Source organism: Leptospirillum ferrooxidans C2-3 (assembly GCF_000284315.1).
GTDB classification, from domain to species: domain Bacteria; phylum Nitrospirota; class Leptospirillia; order Leptospirillales; family Leptospirillaceae; genus Leptospirillum; species Leptospirillum ferrooxidans.
This window is the reverse complement of the sequence record NC_017094.1, coordinates 2,321,123-2,338,481: the sequence shown is the minus strand read 5'-3', so window position 1 is coordinate 2,338,481 and position 17,359 is coordinate 2,321,123. Positions and strand designations below refer to the sequence as shown.

15 protein-coding genes and 1 pseudogene are annotated in these 17,359 nt (G+C 49.3%); 3 read left to right on the top strand and 13 right to left on the bottom strand.

Features of this window, described 5'->3' with window-relative positions; all coding sequences use genetic code 11:
• Nucleotides 1-52 precede the first annotated feature (52 nt).
• The 6 genes and pseudogenes from tssE to LFE_RS13810 form a co-directional block, all read right to left on the bottom strand.
• Nucleotides 53-469 carry a type VI secretion system baseplate subunit TssE gene (gene tssE, locus LFE_RS11695; protein WP_014450431.1) on the bottom strand — a complete coding sequence of 139 codons (417 nt, stop codon included), beginning with the start codon at nucleotides 467-469 and terminating at the stop codon, nucleotides 53-55.
• A 13-nt stretch (nucleotides 470-482) separates the two neighbouring features.
• On the bottom strand, nucleotides 483-971 hold the full coding sequence (locus tag LFE_RS11690) for an Hcp family type VI secretion system effector (RefSeq protein WP_014450430.1): 489 nt from the start codon (nucleotides 969-971) through the stop codon (nucleotides 483-485).
• 39 nt (nucleotides 972-1,010) lie between these two features.
• Nucleotides 1,011-2,504: a type VI secretion system contractile sheath large subunit gene (gene tssC / locus LFE_RS11685; RefSeq protein ID WP_014450429.1), complete on the bottom strand. Its 1,494-nt coding sequence runs from the start codon at nucleotides 2,502-2,504 to the stop codon at nucleotides 1,011-1,013.
• Between the two features lie 37 nt (nucleotides 2,505-2,541).
• Nucleotides 2,542-3,042 (bottom strand): type VI secretion system contractile sheath small subunit, encoded by a 501-nt coding sequence (gene tssB, locus LFE_RS11680; RefSeq protein WP_014450428.1) that lies wholly within the window; start codon nucleotides 3,040-3,042, stop codon nucleotides 2,542-2,544.
• Nucleotides 3,043-3,471: 429 nt separating this feature from the next.
• Nucleotides 3,472-3,636 (bottom strand): annotated as a pseudogene (locus tag LFE_RS13815) (BrnA antitoxin family protein); the annotation flags it as partial.
• Nucleotides 3,600-3,797, bottom strand: coding sequence for a hypothetical protein (locus LFE_RS13810; protein WP_014450426.1), 198 nt, complete (start codon nucleotides 3,795-3,797; stop codon nucleotides 3,600-3,602). The pseudogene LFE_RS13815 and the gene LFE_RS13810, both read right to left, overlap by 37 nt.
• A 98-nt stretch (nucleotides 3,798-3,895) precedes the next feature.
• Between LFE_RS13810 and LFE_RS11670 the strand changes: the two genes are divergently transcribed.
• Together LFE_RS11670 and LFE_RS14590 are read left to right on the top strand one after the other, a co-directional pair.
• Complete coding sequence (locus tag LFE_RS11670) at nucleotides 3,896-5,119, top strand: ISNCY family transposase (protein WP_014450425.1); 1,224 nt, start codon at nucleotides 3,896-3,898, stop codon at nucleotides 5,117-5,119.
• Nucleotides 5,120-5,922: 803 nt separating this feature from the next.
• Nucleotides 5,923-6,873 carry a PEP-CTERM sorting domain-containing protein gene (locus tag LFE_RS14590; RefSeq protein ID WP_041774472.1) on the top strand — a complete coding sequence of 317 codons (951 nt, stop codon included), beginning with the start codon at nucleotides 5,923-5,925 and terminating at the stop codon, nucleotides 6,871-6,873.
• Between the two features lie 489 nt (nucleotides 6,874-7,362).
• Here the strand turns inward: LFE_RS14590 and LFE_RS11655 are convergent, their stop codons facing one another.
• Together LFE_RS11655 and LFE_RS11650 are read right to left on the bottom strand one after the other, a co-directional pair.
• On the bottom strand, nucleotides 7,363-8,235 hold the full coding sequence (locus LFE_RS11655; RefSeq protein WP_014450422.1) for a ThiF family adenylyltransferase: 873 nt from the start codon (nucleotides 8,233-8,235) through the stop codon (nucleotides 7,363-7,365).
• Between the two features lie 4 nt (nucleotides 8,236-8,239).
• Nucleotides 8,240-9,019, bottom strand: coding sequence for an N-acyl amino acid synthase FeeM domain-containing protein (locus tag LFE_RS11650; protein ID WP_014450421.1), 780 nt, complete (start codon nucleotides 9,017-9,019; stop codon nucleotides 8,240-8,242).
• Between the two features lie 165 nt (nucleotides 9,020-9,184).
• Here LFE_RS11650 and LFE_RS11645 point away from each other — a divergent pair, with 165 nt between their 5' ends.
• On the top strand, nucleotides 9,185-10,267 hold the full coding sequence (locus tag LFE_RS11645; protein ID WP_014450420.1) for a glycosyltransferase family 2 protein: 1,083 nt from the start codon (nucleotides 9,185-9,187) through the stop codon (nucleotides 10,265-10,267).
• A 115-nt stretch (nucleotides 10,268-10,382) separates the two neighbouring features.
• Here the strand turns inward: LFE_RS11645 and LFE_RS11640 are convergent, their stop codons facing one another.
• The 5 genes from LFE_RS11640 to LFE_RS11620 form a co-directional block, all read right to left on the bottom strand.
• Nucleotides 10,383-12,188: an ABC transporter ATP-binding protein gene (locus LFE_RS11640; protein WP_014450419.1), complete on the bottom strand. Its 1,806-nt coding sequence runs from the start codon at nucleotides 12,186-12,188 to the stop codon at nucleotides 10,383-10,385.
• A gap of 408 nt (nucleotides 12,189-12,596) precedes the next feature.
• Entirely contained in the window at nucleotides 12,597-13,478 is an 882-nt protein-coding gene (locus LFE_RS11635; protein ID WP_014450418.1) for a DUF4422 domain-containing protein, read from the bottom strand.
• Between the two features lie 160 nt (nucleotides 13,479-13,638).
• Nucleotides 13,639-15,093, bottom strand: coding sequence for a glycosyltransferase (locus LFE_RS11630; protein ID WP_041774467.1), 1,455 nt, complete (start codon nucleotides 15,091-15,093; stop codon nucleotides 13,639-13,641).
• Between the two features lie 71 nt (nucleotides 15,094-15,164).
• Complete coding sequence (locus tag LFE_RS11625; RefSeq protein WP_014450416.1) at nucleotides 15,165-16,259, bottom strand: glycosyltransferase family 2 protein; 1,095 nt, start codon at nucleotides 16,257-16,259, stop codon at nucleotides 15,165-15,167.
• Nucleotides 16,260-16,275: 16 nt separating this feature from the next.
• Nucleotides 16,276-17,352, bottom strand: a complete 1,077-nt coding sequence (locus LFE_RS11620; protein WP_014450415.1) for a glycosyltransferase family 2 protein — start codon at nucleotides 17,350-17,352, stop codon at nucleotides 16,276-16,278.
• Nucleotides 17,353-17,359: the final 7 nt, after the last annotated feature.

The following is a 17,359-nucleotide window of genomic DNA, read 5'->3' as shown; positions in this document are numbered from 1 at the left end:
CTGTTGTCAACGTTCGAGCCTCGGGTGGTTGCTGCATCGTCTCCGCGTTTCGTCAAGACAGGAGAATTTCTCCGTTTGCCCTGACGAAGGCAGGGATCTGGATCAGGGTTCTCTGGTCGTTTACAAGGATCTCTCCCGAGATTTCGATCCGGAGGGAAGACAGTTCCGTCGTATCGTCCAAGGCCCTGACCTTGGGGCTCAAAAGACGGGGTTCAAAACGGGCCACCGTCTCCAGAATGGTCTGGACCATCTGGAGGGAGGTGCCCGATTCGAAGGATCCTGCGATATTCGAGAGATCCGGGACACCGTATTCTGGGGAGATGGGAACCGATCCTTTCCGGGTCGTCAGAAGCCGGGAGAGATGGGCCCGTACGGAGGAGGAGACCGACTCGTATCTTGAAAGACGGTCTCTCTCCGCGCCTTCTTTCCAGAAGGCAATCCGCTCGAGAATGCGTTCACGGGACTCCATCCTGATTTACGGCCTAGCTTTTTGGTGAATTCCAGGAATCTTCACCGGAGATGCCCCCGTCCGCCCAGGTGACGGTGATCTTCTCGAAGGCGAAGGAGACATCTTCCATATGGCCCATCTGGCGATCTTCGGTTCTGAGGACGTTCGGCATCCATGTGCGCATGGAGACGACGGTGGCGTTTTCGAGCTCCGTCGTGTAGTACTTTTCTTCTTTCCCCTGGGGATTGATCCGGTACCAGTCGAGTGTCACCTTGCTCATCTGCTCTCCGGTGCAAAGGGCCTGAAAGAGCTTCGGGGAACTTTTGTCGATTTCCTTGGTGATCATGATCGGGTTATGGACCCTTCGGCCGGTGGGGAGTCCCGTCTGGGGGTTTTTAGGCAACTCCACAGCGTAGTCGAACGCCTGAACCTGGATGGTGCCTTCGCGTCCCTTGATGGAGCAGGATCCTTCAATTTTTCCCTGTTGTTTTCCCTGAAGATGGAGATAGCATGGCATCGGCATCGGGGCACCTTTCTGTTGGAGCGTTTTGAATGTGAGGGTTTATTTCTTGTCGAGCTTCCCGACAAGAGACAGGGTGAAGGAGGCGCCCATATACTTGAAGTGGGGCCTGACCTTCAGGGAAACCCGGTACCATCCCGGATCTCCGTCAACATCGGACACGACAATTTCGGCCTGCCTGAGGGGGCGCCGGCTCCGGACGCCGGGCGCGGGGTTGTCCATGTCGGAGACGTACTGGCGGATCCAGTTGTTGAGCTCCGTTTCGAGATCGCCCCGCTCTTTCCATGTTCCGATGTTTTCCCGCTGGATGATCTTGATGTAATGGGCGAGCCGGCTCACGACAAAAATATAGGGAAGCTGGGTCCCGAGCTTGTAGTTGAGCTCGGCCTCCTTGCCTTCTTTTGTCTGGGCGAAGATTTTGGCTTTCTGGGTGGAGTTTGCCGAGAAGAAAGCGGCGTTGTCGCTGTTCTTTCGCATGGTCAATCCAATGAAGCCCTGTTCGGCCAGTTCGAATTCCCGCCGCTCCGAGACGAGGATTTCTGTGGGAATCTTGCTCTGGACCTCCCCCATCGCTTCGAAGTTGTAGATCGGGAGATTGGTCACGGCGCCACCACCTTGAGGTCCGATGATGTTTGTGTTCCAGCGGTATTTGGCAAAGCTCTCCGACAGTCTCGACGCGAAGGCGAACGAGGCGTTTCCCCAGAGAAACGAGCTGTTGCCGCCCGAGACATCTTCCTGGTAGTTGAATTTTTTGGAGGGAACGGTGCCTTGCCCGTAGGGAAGACGAAGCATGAATCGGGGGACGGTCAGACCCACGAAGCGGGAGTCGTCGCTTTCGCGGAAGCTGTTCCATTTGGTGAACTGGGGCATTTCGTAGATCGAGGCCAGATCCTTCAGGTTCGGAAGTTTCGAGAAATCGTCCACTCCGAAAAATTCCGGGCCGGCGGCGGCGATGAATGGCGCGTGGGCCATGGTGGCGACGCTCGCGATATTCTGGAGGAGCTTGATGTCCTGTGGGCCGGGGTTCATTTCATAGTTGGCGATGATGGTTCCGTAGGGCTGTCCGCCAAACTGTCCGAATTCGTTGGTGTAGGCGATCTTGTAGAGTCCGGATTTGGTGATTTCGGGGGCGTCTTCGAAGTCTTCGAGGAGTTTCTGTTTGGAGACATTCAGGATCTCGATCTTGTTGTTTTCGCGAAAATCGGTCCGGTCGACGAGGAACTTGAGCGATCTCCAGGCCGATTCCATCTTCTGGAACTCCGCGTTGTGGAGGATGGCGTCCACCTGATGGCAGAGTTTTTTGTCGAGTTCGGCGATCATTTCGTCGACGGTGGCCTGGGTGACTTTTTCGACGGCTCTCTGCGGTTCGAGGAGTTCGTTAATGAAGGCTTTCACTCCCTGTCGGGTGATGGAGTAGGCCTCGTCTCCCGGTTTGAGCCGTGTCGCCTCCACGAGATCGTCAATCAGGGAATCGCTGAAGGTGGGTTGTTCTGACGACTGGGACTGCCCTTTTTGATCCTGGGCGTTTTCTGCCATGGTGATCCTCCTGGGTGCGTCTTGTTTTTTGGTGGGTTCAGGAATTCTTGATGCCAAGTTCGGAGAGGAATTTTTCCCGGGTTCCTTCGTTCTGGATGATCTCCTGAAGTTTCTTCCGGAAATCGGGAATATTCCCCAGTGGTCCCTTCAGGGCTTTCAGGGCATCTCTCAGTGCGATCAGCTCTCGAAGTTCGGGAACCTGCTCGACGATGGAGTCGGGGTCGAAATCCTTGAGGCTCTTGAACTTCAGGGAGACGCTCATGTTTTCGGGCTCTTCTCCGGGCTTCCTGGTTTCCAGGCTGTTGGGGACGGTCAGGTCAAGAGAGAGCTTGTGGCTTTCAAGGACATTGTCGAAGTTGTCCTTGTCCACATTGATGGGCTTGATCTCTTCAAGCTGCCGGTCGTCTTCTTTCTGGGTGAAGTCTCCGACCACGAGCTGCTTGAAGGCCAGTTCGACTTCTTCCTTCGCATCTCCCGTCGCCGGACGGTAGACGATATTGACTCTTTCCTTGGGGGCGACAGAACCTTGATCATCCATGACAGTGTCTCCTTGCGGTTGGCTTTATGGTGGGTATCGGCGTATCTGTCATCAGGAATCCTTCAGACTGAGCGGGGTCCGATGGATCCTTTTCCGGTTCCCGGGAAAGGATCTTCCAGCGTCGCCCAGTCTTGATGGGGCATACGCTATCATCCATGGCGTTATGGGGGCGTTACGGGATTTGGGGGAAAGGGGCGGGATCAGGAAATAGACTTCATGGACGCCGTTTTGGCCCGTAGAAAGGCAATATCAATGGTTTTAAGGGGTGGTGATCACTATTTTTGCGGTCATGGCGTTGGAAGGGGAAACGGGCATGAGAGGTTCGAGGTGTTCCAGCGGATGGTTCGAATTCAGACAGGCTTCTGTGGATGGTTCGGTTTTTTGAAGGAAAAGGTCGGAATTTTTCAGCCCGCCCTCTTCCAAAAAACATTAGCCGAGCTTTTTCAGCCAGTCCGGGTCCTTTTTGACCAGAATTTTTAAAGCCGCATCCATACGGGTCTGCCAGCCTGCGCCGGTTGAGCGGAAGTAAGACAGAACCTCCGGGCTATACCGGACGCTCACCTGTTCCTTGCGAGAGCCGCTGACCGGGCGACCTGTTTCTTGCGGTAAGCCTCAATACCTTTTTGCATTTCTTCGCGGCTCAAAGGGCGATCCACTTCATCCTTTCCGTCCCAAACGTAATCACCGTTCGGAGGAGGTTCCTTCACCGCTACCAAAATTGCTTTACGCTTTGTAGTCATTTTCGAGCCACTCATGATAGGCCTCCCTCTATTCCTGTAGGGAGCACATAATCTGTCCGGTTTTGTAGCGCAAGGCTTGTCCGGTTCCATAATGTGTCCGAGGAGGACCCAGAATGAACCGAACAAATGTGCTACAGGAGATCCGGAAGATGCGTTTTGAAGATACCTGGAATGAATGGAAGAAAGGATGTCTGACTCAGGAAGAAGCCGGCCGGATTCTGGGGATGAGTGAAAGGACATTCCGGAGATATGTCCGGCGAGTCGAAGAGGAAGGGATCCAGGGGATTCTGGACAAACGACTCACCCAGGCCTCATCAAGACGGGCACCGGTGGATGAAGCCCTGGGACTGGTCGAAAAGTACCGGAGCCGGCATGACGGGTGGAATGTGAAACACTTCCACTCCTGGTACCGGAAAGAGGGCGGGAAACGGAGCTATACCTGGGTCAAGAAGACGCTTCAGGAGAATGGAGCGGTCCAGAAAGCCCCCGGAAAGGGGAAGCACCGGAAGAGACGGGAGCGTGCGGCCTGGGAAGGGATGATGATCCATCAGGATGCCAGCCGTCATCCCTGGGTATCCGGACAGGTCTGGGATCTGGTGGTGGTGACGATGGATGATGCGACCAATGAGCATTACAGCATGTTCTTTGTGGCTGAGGAGGGAACCGCGTCCAGCCTTCAGGGGATACGGGAGGTGATCGGGAAAAAAGGCCTTCCTTCCTCCCTGTATACGGACCGGGGCAGCCACTACTGGATCACGCCGGAAGCGGGAGGGAAGGTGGACAAGAAAAACCTCACCCAGTTTGGACGGGCGATGAAGCAGCTGGGCATTGAAATGATTGCCGCGTATTCCCCCGAAGCGCGGGGACGCAGTGAACGGGCCTTCCGGACCCATCAGGAGCGTCTTCCCAAAGAACTCGCCCTGGCGGGAATCACGACGATGGAAGAGGCCAATCGCTACCTGTCCGAGATCTATCTTCCGGCCTTCAATACGGAATTTTCCCATCGGGCCCCGGAGGAAGGATCGGCTTTCGTTCCCTGGACCGGAGAGTCTCTGGACGAGATCCTCTGCGAGCACTACGAACGGACCGTTGGAAATGACAACTGCGTGTCTTTCGAAGGACGGATCCTTCAGATCCCTTCCGATCGGTACCGGCTCCATTACGTCCGGACGACCGTCAGGGTCCACCGGCATCCCGACGGATCGCTCTCCCTGTTTCATGGACCCCGGAAGCTTTCCGACTATCCTTTTAAAAAACCGGAGCACCCAAAAACGAAAAAGGAACCACGAACCAAAGCTCCTTCGACTGGAATCCGCCCGGTCGAAGCTCTTGTCTGAGAACGGGGAAACCCTGAGTTTTTTATTCAAAAAACCGGACAACTCTACTTGCTACTAACACCATTATCTAAAGAGGCTTGATCGAGATTCAGTCAGATCTGAATCACATTAGCGCTTCTTTTGCTTCCCCGTCTCGGACGCATCTTTGAGGAAGTTATTCCGAAAGAGAACCTGAAGTTCATCTCAACCTTTGATGTGTCCTCATCGGGGAAATCATTCGCCAGAACCGTATAGGTCAGCCAGCGACCGAGCCTCCTTATTTATTTCAGTTTTTTCGCCCTAAGACTATTCTGAATATCGGGCGACCCGAGACATGATCGATTATGTCTTGGTCGAGGGCAAACTAAGCCGGGTTCTGGGCTGAGAGTTTGGAAAAGGGTTGTGCGATAACTCGGCCTTCTCCATGGTTAACGTAATCTATACCTGTCTGAACATCCACTGTGCTTAAGTTTGCCTGAATACCTAATACGATCAAAAAGGTTACATGGAGAAATTGCTCCGGAGCATTGTTCAGGAATCAAATTTTGATTTGAGTTTGCCGATTTCGAGTCGGATGAACTGTCCGTCTCTTTTTCACCTGCCTTTACATCTGTCAGATATTTTATCACTTTGTTCTCCTTTCGGAGCAGATCAGATCTCGTTTTCGCAGGCATAAAGCGTTAACGTATTTAATGTATTTATATTTTTTTATTATTCATAAATTATATTGGTATGCCGTTTGCTAGCGGTTCATCAAGTCCCATCACCAGGAGATATCGCATTCCTTCACGCCTTCTTAGCTGAAAAATAAACTGGAGCTTATGATGAAAAACAGAATTAAGTATACCATGTTGCTCACACTATTCCCTGCATTGATGATTCTTGCAACGAATGAAGAGGCCCGGGCTACGATAATGGATTTCAGCTACACAGGGTCAATTGAAACCTACATAATACCCACCTCCGGGACCTACGATATTACCGCGTATGGGGCTCAAGGAGGGGGGTATGGAAGTACGGGCGCCATAGCAGGGGGAATGGGCGCTGTAATTGGAGGAGATTTATCCTTGAGCTCAGGAGAGGTGCTCCAAATTTTAACGGGAGGAATGGGTGCGAGCGCCGCCGATCCCGGAGGCAGCTTTGGCGGAGGCGGTGGTGGCAGCTTCGTTGCTTTGGGTAGCTCCCTTAGTACAGCAACTCCTCTGGTGGTTGCCGGTGGTGGTGGAGGCAGTGGTACTGGTGAATACAACGGGGTACCTCAAGGCGGGCCCGGAATCATCAGTCCATCTGGCACCGGTACTAGCGGTGGTACCCTCGGAATGGGCGGCGGCGGCGGTGGTTTTAGCGGACCTGCTGGAGCCACTGGTACTTACGGTGGCGATGGTGTTGGAGGTTCAAGTTTTCAAAACGGCGGTGCCGGCGGTTCAGGAGGGACATACGTCAGTTTTGGTAGCGGTTTTACAGGCTCAAATGGAGGATTTGGTGGTGGTGGTGGTAACGGTGGTGGCGGTGGCGGCTATACTGGAGGAGAGGGCGGAGGGCAACCCGACGGCGGTAACGGTGAGGGTGGAAGTTCATTCTTTCTCGGAACTCCAACAGTTGCTATAGCCGGTGACAACTCAGGAAACGGGCTGATCACCCTCTCATTCATAACGAATGCATCTTCCCCTTCGGGAACTCCTGAACCTTCGACATGGCTCCTCTTTGGCACAGGGATGGCCCTGATGGGAGCGATGGAACTCCGAAAACGAATGGGACTGATGAATAAGGCATAGGATAAGTGACATGCTTTTCTCATAGACGGGGCAACCATAAGCCCCGTCTTTCGTGTCTGAACGTATGCTTCTCCCAATGAGAAACTTCTTAGTCCGGTCCTGGCCATAGAGGCCATAGAGAAGGGTGTCCGCATCAGAAAAACAGTCTATAAAATGAGACAGTTTATTCAAAACGGCTTATGATCGCTAATGTCATTTTAGAAGCGATGCGTTATAGAATGAATACTAAGAAAACCTTTGGAGTGGAAAGACAAACAGCCAAGGGAAGAATATTGGAAGGAGACAAGCTTTTTGTCCCAATGATCCTGTCTCTGTGATGCAACCTACAGATCCGCAACCCTCAGACATTCTCTGGAAATATGGGTCTCGTTCCCAAGATCGGTGAAAACCCCAAGAGCGATGGATAAGAGCGGGCCGATGGAACTGTCCTGGCTCAGAGAGACAAAGACCGCACGATGGTGTTTTATTGGGGTGCGTTTGCAGATGTCGTCAGTGTTTTTTGAGACCGTCGAGTTTTTTTCTCGCAAACATCAGGGCCAGACGCTGGAGCGGATTTCTGTTCCCGCCGGGAAGCCATGTTTTGGAAAGTTTGTTTCTGTAGGCATCGAACTGAAGTCCACGGGGTGCGGCGAGAACCTCTCCCCGCTTTAAGAGGATTTTCAAGGCTTCGGTTGCGGCCATTCCGGCGCAGATCTGGCAGGCCATGATAGTGGAAGGGCCACGATGCTCTTCGAGGTTGACTGCTGCGGGGTCGACGAGATAATTGAAATGGAGTCTGGCCGGAGCCAGTCCCAAAAGAAAGAGAAGACCTTTTTCATCGTCCGAGGAATCGCCCCAGCCAAAATAGTCTTCAAATGTCATCTGCCCGGGGAGAAAGTTCAAAAGGGCTGCTCCCATTCCGAGAGGGGCGGCAATCGTCGCAGGAATTCCGAGTCTTGTAAGGGAGGCATAGGTCACCTGTCTGGCGGAAAAAGCGAAAAAGTCGAGACCGTCGATATAGAGATCCACACCGTTAAAAAAATCGGGAAGATTGTCTTTGTCCACCCCTTTTGGAAAGACCTTGATGTCGAGTTCGGGGTTGATCTCAAGCGCCATCTTCGAAAGGGTCTCGGCCTTGGGTTTTCCCAGGTGAGGGATCGTGGCACCGACCTGACGGTTGAAGTTGACCGTTTCAAAGACATCGAGATCGGCGATATGAAAAGCGCCGATTCCCAGTCTGGCGAGGGTTAGGAGATGAACGCCTCCGACTCCGCCCATTCCGGCGATGGCGATTCTTTTCTTCCTGAGGATCTGTTGTTCGGCTTTTGTGATCCATCCGATATTTCTGGAAAAGGCTTCTTCGTAGACGAATGTCGTGCTCATCGGATCAGGCCATGTTTCTAAGACGGCCCAGAATACCGTCTGCGTCAGTTTTGCTGAAGAAATACGGGAAGAGGGACATGTCTGTGGTTTCCTTGTCCATCAGCCCTCCGACTCTTGCGATGCGCTCATTGGCTTCCGCAAAGTTGCCTCTCAATAAAACTCCCGGAACATTGACCCTCGGGCAGATCCGTTCTTCCCCGATCTGGGTGAACCCCATCATCTTCCGGTAAAATCCTGCATGGTTTGGCGCCACTTCAATGACCCCGTCAGTATAACCAAAGAGGCCATAGGGGTAAAGCATGGCGATGTGAAACAGGCTGGCGAGAACCCTTTTGGACTTGATGCTCGAGTCCACGGCCAATGCGTTGTATTCGCAAAGCCGACAACCCTGGTTTCGGAGAGACTCCAGCTCCTCGTGGTAGTTTTCATCCGCGAAAAGTCCCTCCGGAGAATCCATCCCGACGGAAATGGTTCCAATGACCTGATTTTCCATTCCGTAGGTGATCAGGGTGATCCGGTGGGGGTTTTCGCTGACAAGACTGCCTCGACCATATCCTTTCCACGCATACATCCGGTCGATGAGGACGTTCGCGGATTCACGTCGTTCGGGGGTATTGGCAAGACGGATCCGGAACTGGCGGCGTTCGGAGAAGGTCTCTTCAGTGGACTCGGGCTCGGTTTTGTTGAGGCTGATGGGGGCGAGTGTGTTGGGAACGGTCGTGAAGAAAGCGGCGATAATGTCTTCTGTTTCAGCGGCAGTCGGCGCCATCGAACTATCGGCCATGGGAAAGTTCCTCCGGTGACAAACAGAATCTATTTTTTTTGGATTTCAAAGGAAGATATTGATTTTCCATCATGGCGATCATATTCTAGGAGGCTTGGGAAGGTCAATATAGACTGAATCTAAGGCGTTGGACTTAAGGCAATATTCTCATGAAAGGATCTGGAAGTGGATTGTCCGGATGTCTCCGTCATTATCCCGTGTTACTCCAGAAGCTGGGAATTGTCTGAATCGATAGAGTCTGTTTTGTCGCAAACATTCCAGAACTTCGAGCTCATTTTAGTGGACAACAATGCCAAGCCTGCAACCCGGGAAGTGATTCAAAAGTTTGTTCGTCAATTTCCGGATAAGGTTCGGGTGATTCATGAGCCGGAGCAGGGAGTCTGTTCTGCCAGAAATGCCGGCATCCTCGCTAGTCGAGGGAGATTTGTGGCTCTCCAGGACGAAGATGACATGATGAAACCTCATAGGCTTGAACGCCAGAGGGAGCTTCTTTTAAGTCGTCCGGATCTTTCATTGGCAACTTCGGGCTATGATCTAGTCTCTCCCGATGGAAAAAGAATCCTGAAAGACAGTCTTTTTTCATCCACTATCAATACCCAAAATTCTTTCAAGATCATTGAGGAAAAGATTATCCTCCTGCTTAAAAGCCTTTTTTCGGCCGCCCACTCGGAATCCTTTCATTTTCATGTGCCATCAGCGTTCATGTTTCCCAAAGAGGTGGCAATAAAAGTGGGTCTTTTTGATACCAGGTTGAATCCTCAGTTTCTGGAGGATTATGAGTTTCAGGTCAGAATGATCATGGAGGGTCCATTCGGCCAAGTTCCCGAATCACTTTTTTGCTTCAGGGAGTCTCCCTGGAAGATGGAAAAGGACTCTTTTTCCCAGACTCCTGTCAAATACCAGGTGCATTCAAACTGGCATCAGAATGATCAGGTCTTTTTTTATTCCCTTTGTGAACATTTTGCGAAGATCAATTCTGAAAATGATCAGAATCTGAAAAAGATCAAGGCGGTCATTCTTCGAACGGTGGGATCTCATGCGCTGAGGTATCCGGATGGTGCATCCGTTGGAGCTGATCTGCTGAAAAGGTCTTTTAAGGAAGATCCGTCGGACATCTATACCTTAAAGCTTTGGTTCAAGACATTTTTGCCGAAAACTCTATACCCCCGCCTGTTTTGGTTCGATCGCTTCGAAGCCGGCTCTCTTGAGAAAATACCCAAAGATTTTGGGAGGACATTCCTCTCCTGATTCTCTGAAATCAGGCAAGGTCTTTCGATAAGGTGGATATTGGGGAATTTGACAATAACATCTTTATCCATTTCGCTTATCAATCATTTTGTCTTGATGTCGACTTCGTTCCGTTTCAGGATTTGGGGGCGAGCTGTTGAAAGATGCTGTTTCTTGAGAGAAGTTCCGAGTATGTCCCCTGATCTGAAAGATGCCCATTTTCCATGACAAAGATCCAGTCACATTCCTTGACGGTTGTCAGACGATGGGCGACCATAAGGATCGTTTTTTGTCTTGACAGTGTGTGAAGCGCTTCCATAATGACATTCTCGGTGATGTTGTCGAGGGCGCTGGTGGCTTCATCCAGGACCAGCACCGAAGGTTCATGGTAAAGGGCCCTGGCGATACCGATCCGCTGACGTTGGCCGCCGCTTAAGCGAATACCTTTTTCTCCAATTTCAGTTTCATAGCCTTTTTCAAGCTCCTTCTCGATAAAGTCATTAAGGTGGGCAAGCTTTGCTGCCCTGATGACCTTTTTCCTGTCGACCTTGTCATCGGGGATTCCGAAGGCGATATTCCGTTCGATCGTGTCGTCCATCAGCATGATTTGCTGGGGAACATAACCGATATTGGCTTGCCAAGCCCTGACGTTTTCCTTTGAGATAGGGACTCCATCAACGAGGAGTTGTCCGGATTCTGGTTCGAGAAGACCGAGAAAAATGTCCAGCGTTGTCGTTTTGCCTGACCCGGTCGAACCGACGATGCCGATGGTGGTATTGGCCTTGATCGAAAGGGAGATTCCCTTGAGGACAGGCTCTGGGCGGTCTTTGTAACGGAAGACGATATTTTCGAGGGAGATCTTTTCGGAAAAGGAAAGTGGAGTTTCCTCAGGTGACGGAACGGGCGGTTCCCCGTCTTTTTTGGGGGATAGTGTTTCTAGGTCTTTTGTGATCTTGGCGACTGCTGAAATGCTGAAGCGGACATTGGCCAGATTGACAAAGATCTGCTGGAGAGCTGGCATCAACCTGTATCCGGCAAGAGCATAAAGTGCCAGCATGGGAAGCGTGTGGCTGACATCTTTCTGGACGCTTAAGAGATAGATGACGATCACGATGATACCGCCGTAAGCGAGGGTTTCAAGGGCATACCGTGGGAGCAGGGAGATCATCTGGCTTTTCGACTGATACAAGGCATAGAGCCTGATGGGACGATAGAATCGGTCGTAGAAATCACGTTCTCTACCCAAGAGTTTGATGTCTTTGATGGCTCCGAGTGTTTCGTAAGCGATCTGGGTTCGCTTGGCATTTTCAACGGAAACCTCAATCCCTGATTTGGCCAGGCTCTTTCTCACGAAGAAAAAAACCATGGAATAGGCTCCCCCCAGTACCAGTCCGGATACGAGAGCCAGTTGAGGATTCATCCAGACGAGAAGCAAAAGAATGGAAAATGTTACGACAATTCGGGAATAGATCGTCAGGATTGGAATAAGGATGCCGTTGACGATGCGACCGACCTCCCACACGATGTTCTGGACAAGCTCCGAGCTATTTCTATTTAAAAAGAAGACGTAAGGATGGTTTAAATACGCTGAGAACATCTTGATGGAAAGATCTCTCCCGAGAGAAAAGGAAAACTGGAGAATGCCCCAGATGGTGATGGCAGAGATCAGGTTGGAGAGAAGCATGATGGCAAGAACAAGAACTCCGATAAAGCGGAGAAATGTATTGGTGGATGAAAAGGAGAAGTATTGGTAGAGGATAGCCAGATAATGGTTATGAACGACTATGTCGGGGCTGACAACCATTCCCATGAAAGGCATGATTGATGCAATGCCGATGATCTCTGCCACTCCGGACATAACGACCAGTATGCTGAGGAGGGCAAGCCTTTTCCGGTGGCTGGGGGTCAGGAGGTTATTCAGTTGTTTTAATAGGGATAGCAATACATTTCCTCCTGTACCTGGTTCAACACTGAAATCCACTTTAAAGCAAGTTATGCTGCCGACCAATTATCCTGCCAGAGCCGATTTGACGACCAGTCGAAATCATTGTTGGAGAAATTCTGGACCTCCCCCCAAGGAGTAAAGATACCAGATTTATAAGATGAAACAAGCAGATTTATGAACGGAGAGGAAATTTTGCAAACAGAGGGGAGGCTGGAACGTTACAATGAGAGGGGAGATGTTCGTGGGTCTTATTGACAGATCTCTTCATTTTTTCTGAACAGGAAAAATGGAAGAAGTTTCTAATTCTTGCTCACTACCCCGAGTCTATTTGGCTAGCTGTCGTGTAATCGTCGGAGTACCGAGCCCGTTACCCGGCGGACTTAAAATATTAACTTTGATTTTCTATCAAATATTTGGTTCTTTTAGAAATATTGTCTCCAATTCCGTTATTCTTAGTGTATTATTTTTGTTAATGTGTTTTATATATAAGTTGAAAAATCTTTCAGAAAGAAACCCGAAGATTCTTTTCTGGTAATCGTTTTTGTTTTGCAAAACAATCATTTTTTCCATTTCAAAAAGGATATCAAATAGTTTTTCGCAGTAATCATTAAAGAGGTCTCTCTTCATTATGAACATGTTATATGTATATAGCTCGTTCTTTTTGAGTGTGTCTTTTATGTGAACACCTATATCAGGATATTTTGCTTTTACCAAATCCATGAGCAGATTCAGATCGTCATGATTATGATAGAGACGATATTGCTGTTCTACATTGAGATATTTGGAATAAAATTTTTTCGGTAAAACAATATCGTAATTTCTTAAATCATTTTGAACAAAAAGCTCCAATCCCTTAATGCTTTCCTTTATATCAGCAAGATTGCTTAACTCTATCGAGTTTTTTAGACAAAGATTAATATCAAACTCAACAAAAGTGCTTCTTAAATAATGAAAATTATATTTCATTCTCATTAATGCTTTTTGAAGAATAAAGTTCTTCGTTGAAAAGAGTCGCCGATAATGCATAAATCCTATATAATCAGAGGTAGTATTTTTCCAGGCCCAATAAAAAGCTGTTAACTCACAAAAGGTTTTATTTTTAGAAGAAATATTTTCTCCGGTATTATCCGCCATGATATTCAAATCGAGGTTAGAAAGAGTCTTTCCGACATGAACGGCGAGAAACCTCTCCTTTAATAAATCGAGAAAGGCATCTTGTTTATGATGAGAAGTGATTAAGAGAGTGGATTCTGTCATTTTAGCCTTTGGTAATAATTTTAATGACAATAATATTTTTTATCTCATTTGGCCTTATTGAAATTTTGACTTTACCTTTTTTGCCCTTTTCGGAGCATAGGTCCAATGAGAAGGTGTCCGACCGATTGGATCATGGGGCAACCTCCTTTTGGATCCGGTGCGGTAGATATCATTCAGGATAATTGCGATATCATAAGGTATCTTTTTCTTCGCTAAGGTAATATTGAACCAGCTGTTGACAGTGCTCTGCCACGGTCATTGGTGTGATACTGTTTTTCCAATATTCCTCATGGGTCACTTTTCCTTCTAGGATCTTTCTGACGCATTCAATAAATTCTGATCGGTTTCCATGGCCATACACCATTGACTTGCATCCTGACAGTTCGGACGCTCCCCCCAGGTCACTTGTCAGGAGAGGAATATGTCGACAGTGCATCTCCCAAGCGGTAATTGGGCCTGAATCTTCCCAAAGCTGGCATAGAAGGCCAATGCTGCCTTTTCCCAGAATGGTATCGAGCTGATCAGGGGTATAGCCGTTATAATGTATCAAGCTTTTGAGTTTGGGTTGAAGGCTCATCAAGCGGTTAAGAACAAAAGGATCGTTGGGAGCTTTTGCCGCAACAACAAGATTGATTTTTCCGGAGAGCTCTTCGGGCATTTCTTCAAATGCATCCAATAAAAAAAAGAAGCCTTTATGGATTGTCATATAACCAAGATAAACGAAAGTCAGGCTTCCGTCTTCCCGAATCAGAGGTCCTTGAGGAGGTGGCTCTTGACGGAATCTTGGTGCTTCAGGGATTCCCAGACGCAGTAATTTCAGAAGATTCGAGTGGATGCCGTGGCGCAATGCTATTTGCTGAACACGTTTTGAGACAGGAAGAACGGAATCCACATGTTTATTCATCAGCTCAACAATATAGTGCCAATTCAGCAGGACATTGTCCGGAGGAGGATTGGGAGGAGTGATCGTCGTTTTCCCGATAAAGACTTGATGGAAAAACTTTTGGATCAGGGTACCAATGGTTCCCTCAGGATTGAATCCGACCCGGTCAATGATCTGGAATGCAAACCAGTTGGCCCGCTTACTGGAAAGCGAAGATCTGAAGTCTTCCACTGGTAAACAGCTCAGGCATTTTTTTCCATTTTGGGAGTCGTTGCAAAGATCTCTTCCCTTGTAAAGAAAGGTGACTTGGGGGCAAAGCGCGTAATAGTCATGCATGCTGAACAAAATCTTGATATGGGGCAGTCGTTCCTTGATGGTCAACACTTCCGCCGGAAGACCTTCTAAATGCTGGAAGTGGATGACGTCAAATTGGTGTTTGACAACAAATTCAAAAAAAATCTCTTTCATTTTCAGATGATTGATTGAGTAGGGATTCCCAAAGTGATTACAGGCAGGAGCCCATACGGAAGAGTTGACTATTCCAAAGCGTTCCAATTCATTGGTTCTTGAGGGAAGACGCTTGATGCGGATGGATGGATCTATGAAATCATATAAGTCGGAGGATCCGGATGAAAGAACCGTCAGATGAAGATCCTTTATCTTCACTAACTCTTGCAGAATGGTCTTTTGATAGACCTTGATTCCGCCACCTCTTGAGGATGGAAAGTCATCCTGAGTCCAATGGTACATGAGTATCTTCAAGTTTTTTCTTTCCGTCTAGCCTAAAAACCTACAATGTTTTTGGGAATGCTCTTTATGCATCGAGCTTCTTTTCACGTTACCGTTTTTTGTTCTTCGAGAAATCTCGGAGGCCAGGAGAGAAATTTGAATTGAAAATCCCGGTCGAACTTGTCCAGGGGCTGTTCGTTGAATGTCTGAAACCAGAAGATTTTGGGATACAGGAAATGAGGAAAGAAGGTTTTCAGGTAAAATTTCCATGTTGTGATGTCCCCCGGATCCGCTTTCAGGGATCTCTTGATCAGGGTATCTCCAATCGATTTTCCTTGCCGGTAAACCAGCATCCGATGCCCGATATCCCTGAGCCACAATGCCCTGATCTTTTTCAAGACAGGAATATTTTCCTTCGATAGCGGGGCAAAGTGTTCCCAAAGGATTGTGAAAAACTTATGGTCCTGCAGGAATCGTTCCTGTCCGGGAATCTGGCTGTCCTTGAATTTTTTGGCCTCAGGGGAGTTGGTCCTGTAGAGAACCAGGGACTCCGGAATGCAGTAAAACGGTCCATGCTCGAACATCCTTGTTTCAAACTCCACCTCTTCTCCCCATCGGGGATTGAGGCGAAGATCAAAAAGTCCCGCCTTTATGGCCGTTTCTTTTTTAAAAAAAAAGGTCGATGGAGGCTGGAAGCTGAAAGAAGCCAGATAATCTTTCCCGAATCGTGTTCTGAACAGTTTGGCAAATTCCTTTTCAAACTGCCTCCAGGTCGCATCTGAAGGACCGCAGACGTCCTGTTGGAGAACCTCCCGGTTGTCGAACGAAATGCGGTCATGGATGCAGGTGACCATGGAAAGATCCGGTCTGCCCTTCATGACAGCGATCTGTCTTTCAAGGCGTCCGGGCTTTAAAATGTCATCTCCGTCGAGAAGGGCGATATAGGCCCCCCTGCTTTCCCGTATCCCTGTATTTCTTGCCGAGCAGATTCCCTGCACCGTTTCTTTGATGATCCGGATCCTGTCCGGGAATCGTCCGGCGTATGATTTCGCGATGGAGATCGTTTCTGGGAATGCATTATTGTCGACCAATACGATTTCAAAGTTTTGAAAGGTTTGATCGAGAACCGAGTCGATCGTTTCGCCTAGGAGTTCCCCTTCCTGATAAAGGGTGATAACGACTGAGATTTCCGGGTTCATTTCTGGCCTTTCTGATTCATGCTTGTCTTTTTCCCTGAAAGAATCGGTCGACCATCTCTTCATCCGCTCCGGGAGGTAACGGGTCCTGATTCAGCGAATCGAACCAAAAGAGCTTGGGATGAAGGGATTTGGGAAGAGAGGACTTCATCCAGAGCTTCCATGTCACCATATCCCGCGGGTTCAATCTCAGCGAATGGGAAAGCATCCGCGTTCCAAGTCCCCTATCTTTTTCATACCGGAGAAAATAAAAGCTCGAATGACGGAACCAGAGAGCTCTCAGACGCTCGAAGAGTGTTTGTATCTTTGGCTCCTGATTTCCGTATCGTTCCCACAAGACCTGATAGAACACTCCCAGCTGGCGGCAAAGACCCACCCAGTCCATCTGCTTCTGTTTGACCTCCATCGCTTCAGGAGAAGAGATCCTGTAGCGCACCAAAGAAACGGGCACCTTGTGGAACTCTCCCATCTCATGCATCCGGATGAAGAACTCCACATCCTCATACCAGCGCGGATTGAAAACGAGATTGAACCCACCCGCTTCCAGGGCTTTTTCCCGTCTGAAAAGAGCGGTCGATGTCAGCGGGAAGTGAAGGGTCTTTCCGGATCCCGATGTTTTTGAAACGGGAAAAAGCCCCTTGAGGATCTCTTCGGTCTCAAGCCAGATCGTGGGCTCAGTCTGTTTGACATTCGCACGACTGACCGTTTTGTTGTCCATCGAAACCCTGTCATACCAGGAACTGACGACGGAAAGGCTCGGGTTCTCATCAAAAACAGCTCTCTGCAGGGCCAGGCGATCGGGATGCATCAGATCGTCTCCGTCGAGAATCGCGATAAATGTTCCGCGGCATTCCCTGAAGCCTGTGTTTCTGGCGGAGCAGACCCCCTGCACAGGCTCATGGACGAGTCGAACGGTTTTCGGATAACGGGAGACGTACTGTTCTGCAACAGCCCTGTTTTCCGGAGAGCCATTGTTGTCGACAAGCAGAATCTCCATATCCGAAAATCCCTGGGACAATGCCGATTCGATCGTGTCTTTCAAAACACCTTCTTCTCTGAAGAACGTAATCAGAACGGAGGTATCAGGAGAGGGCATCAGTCCT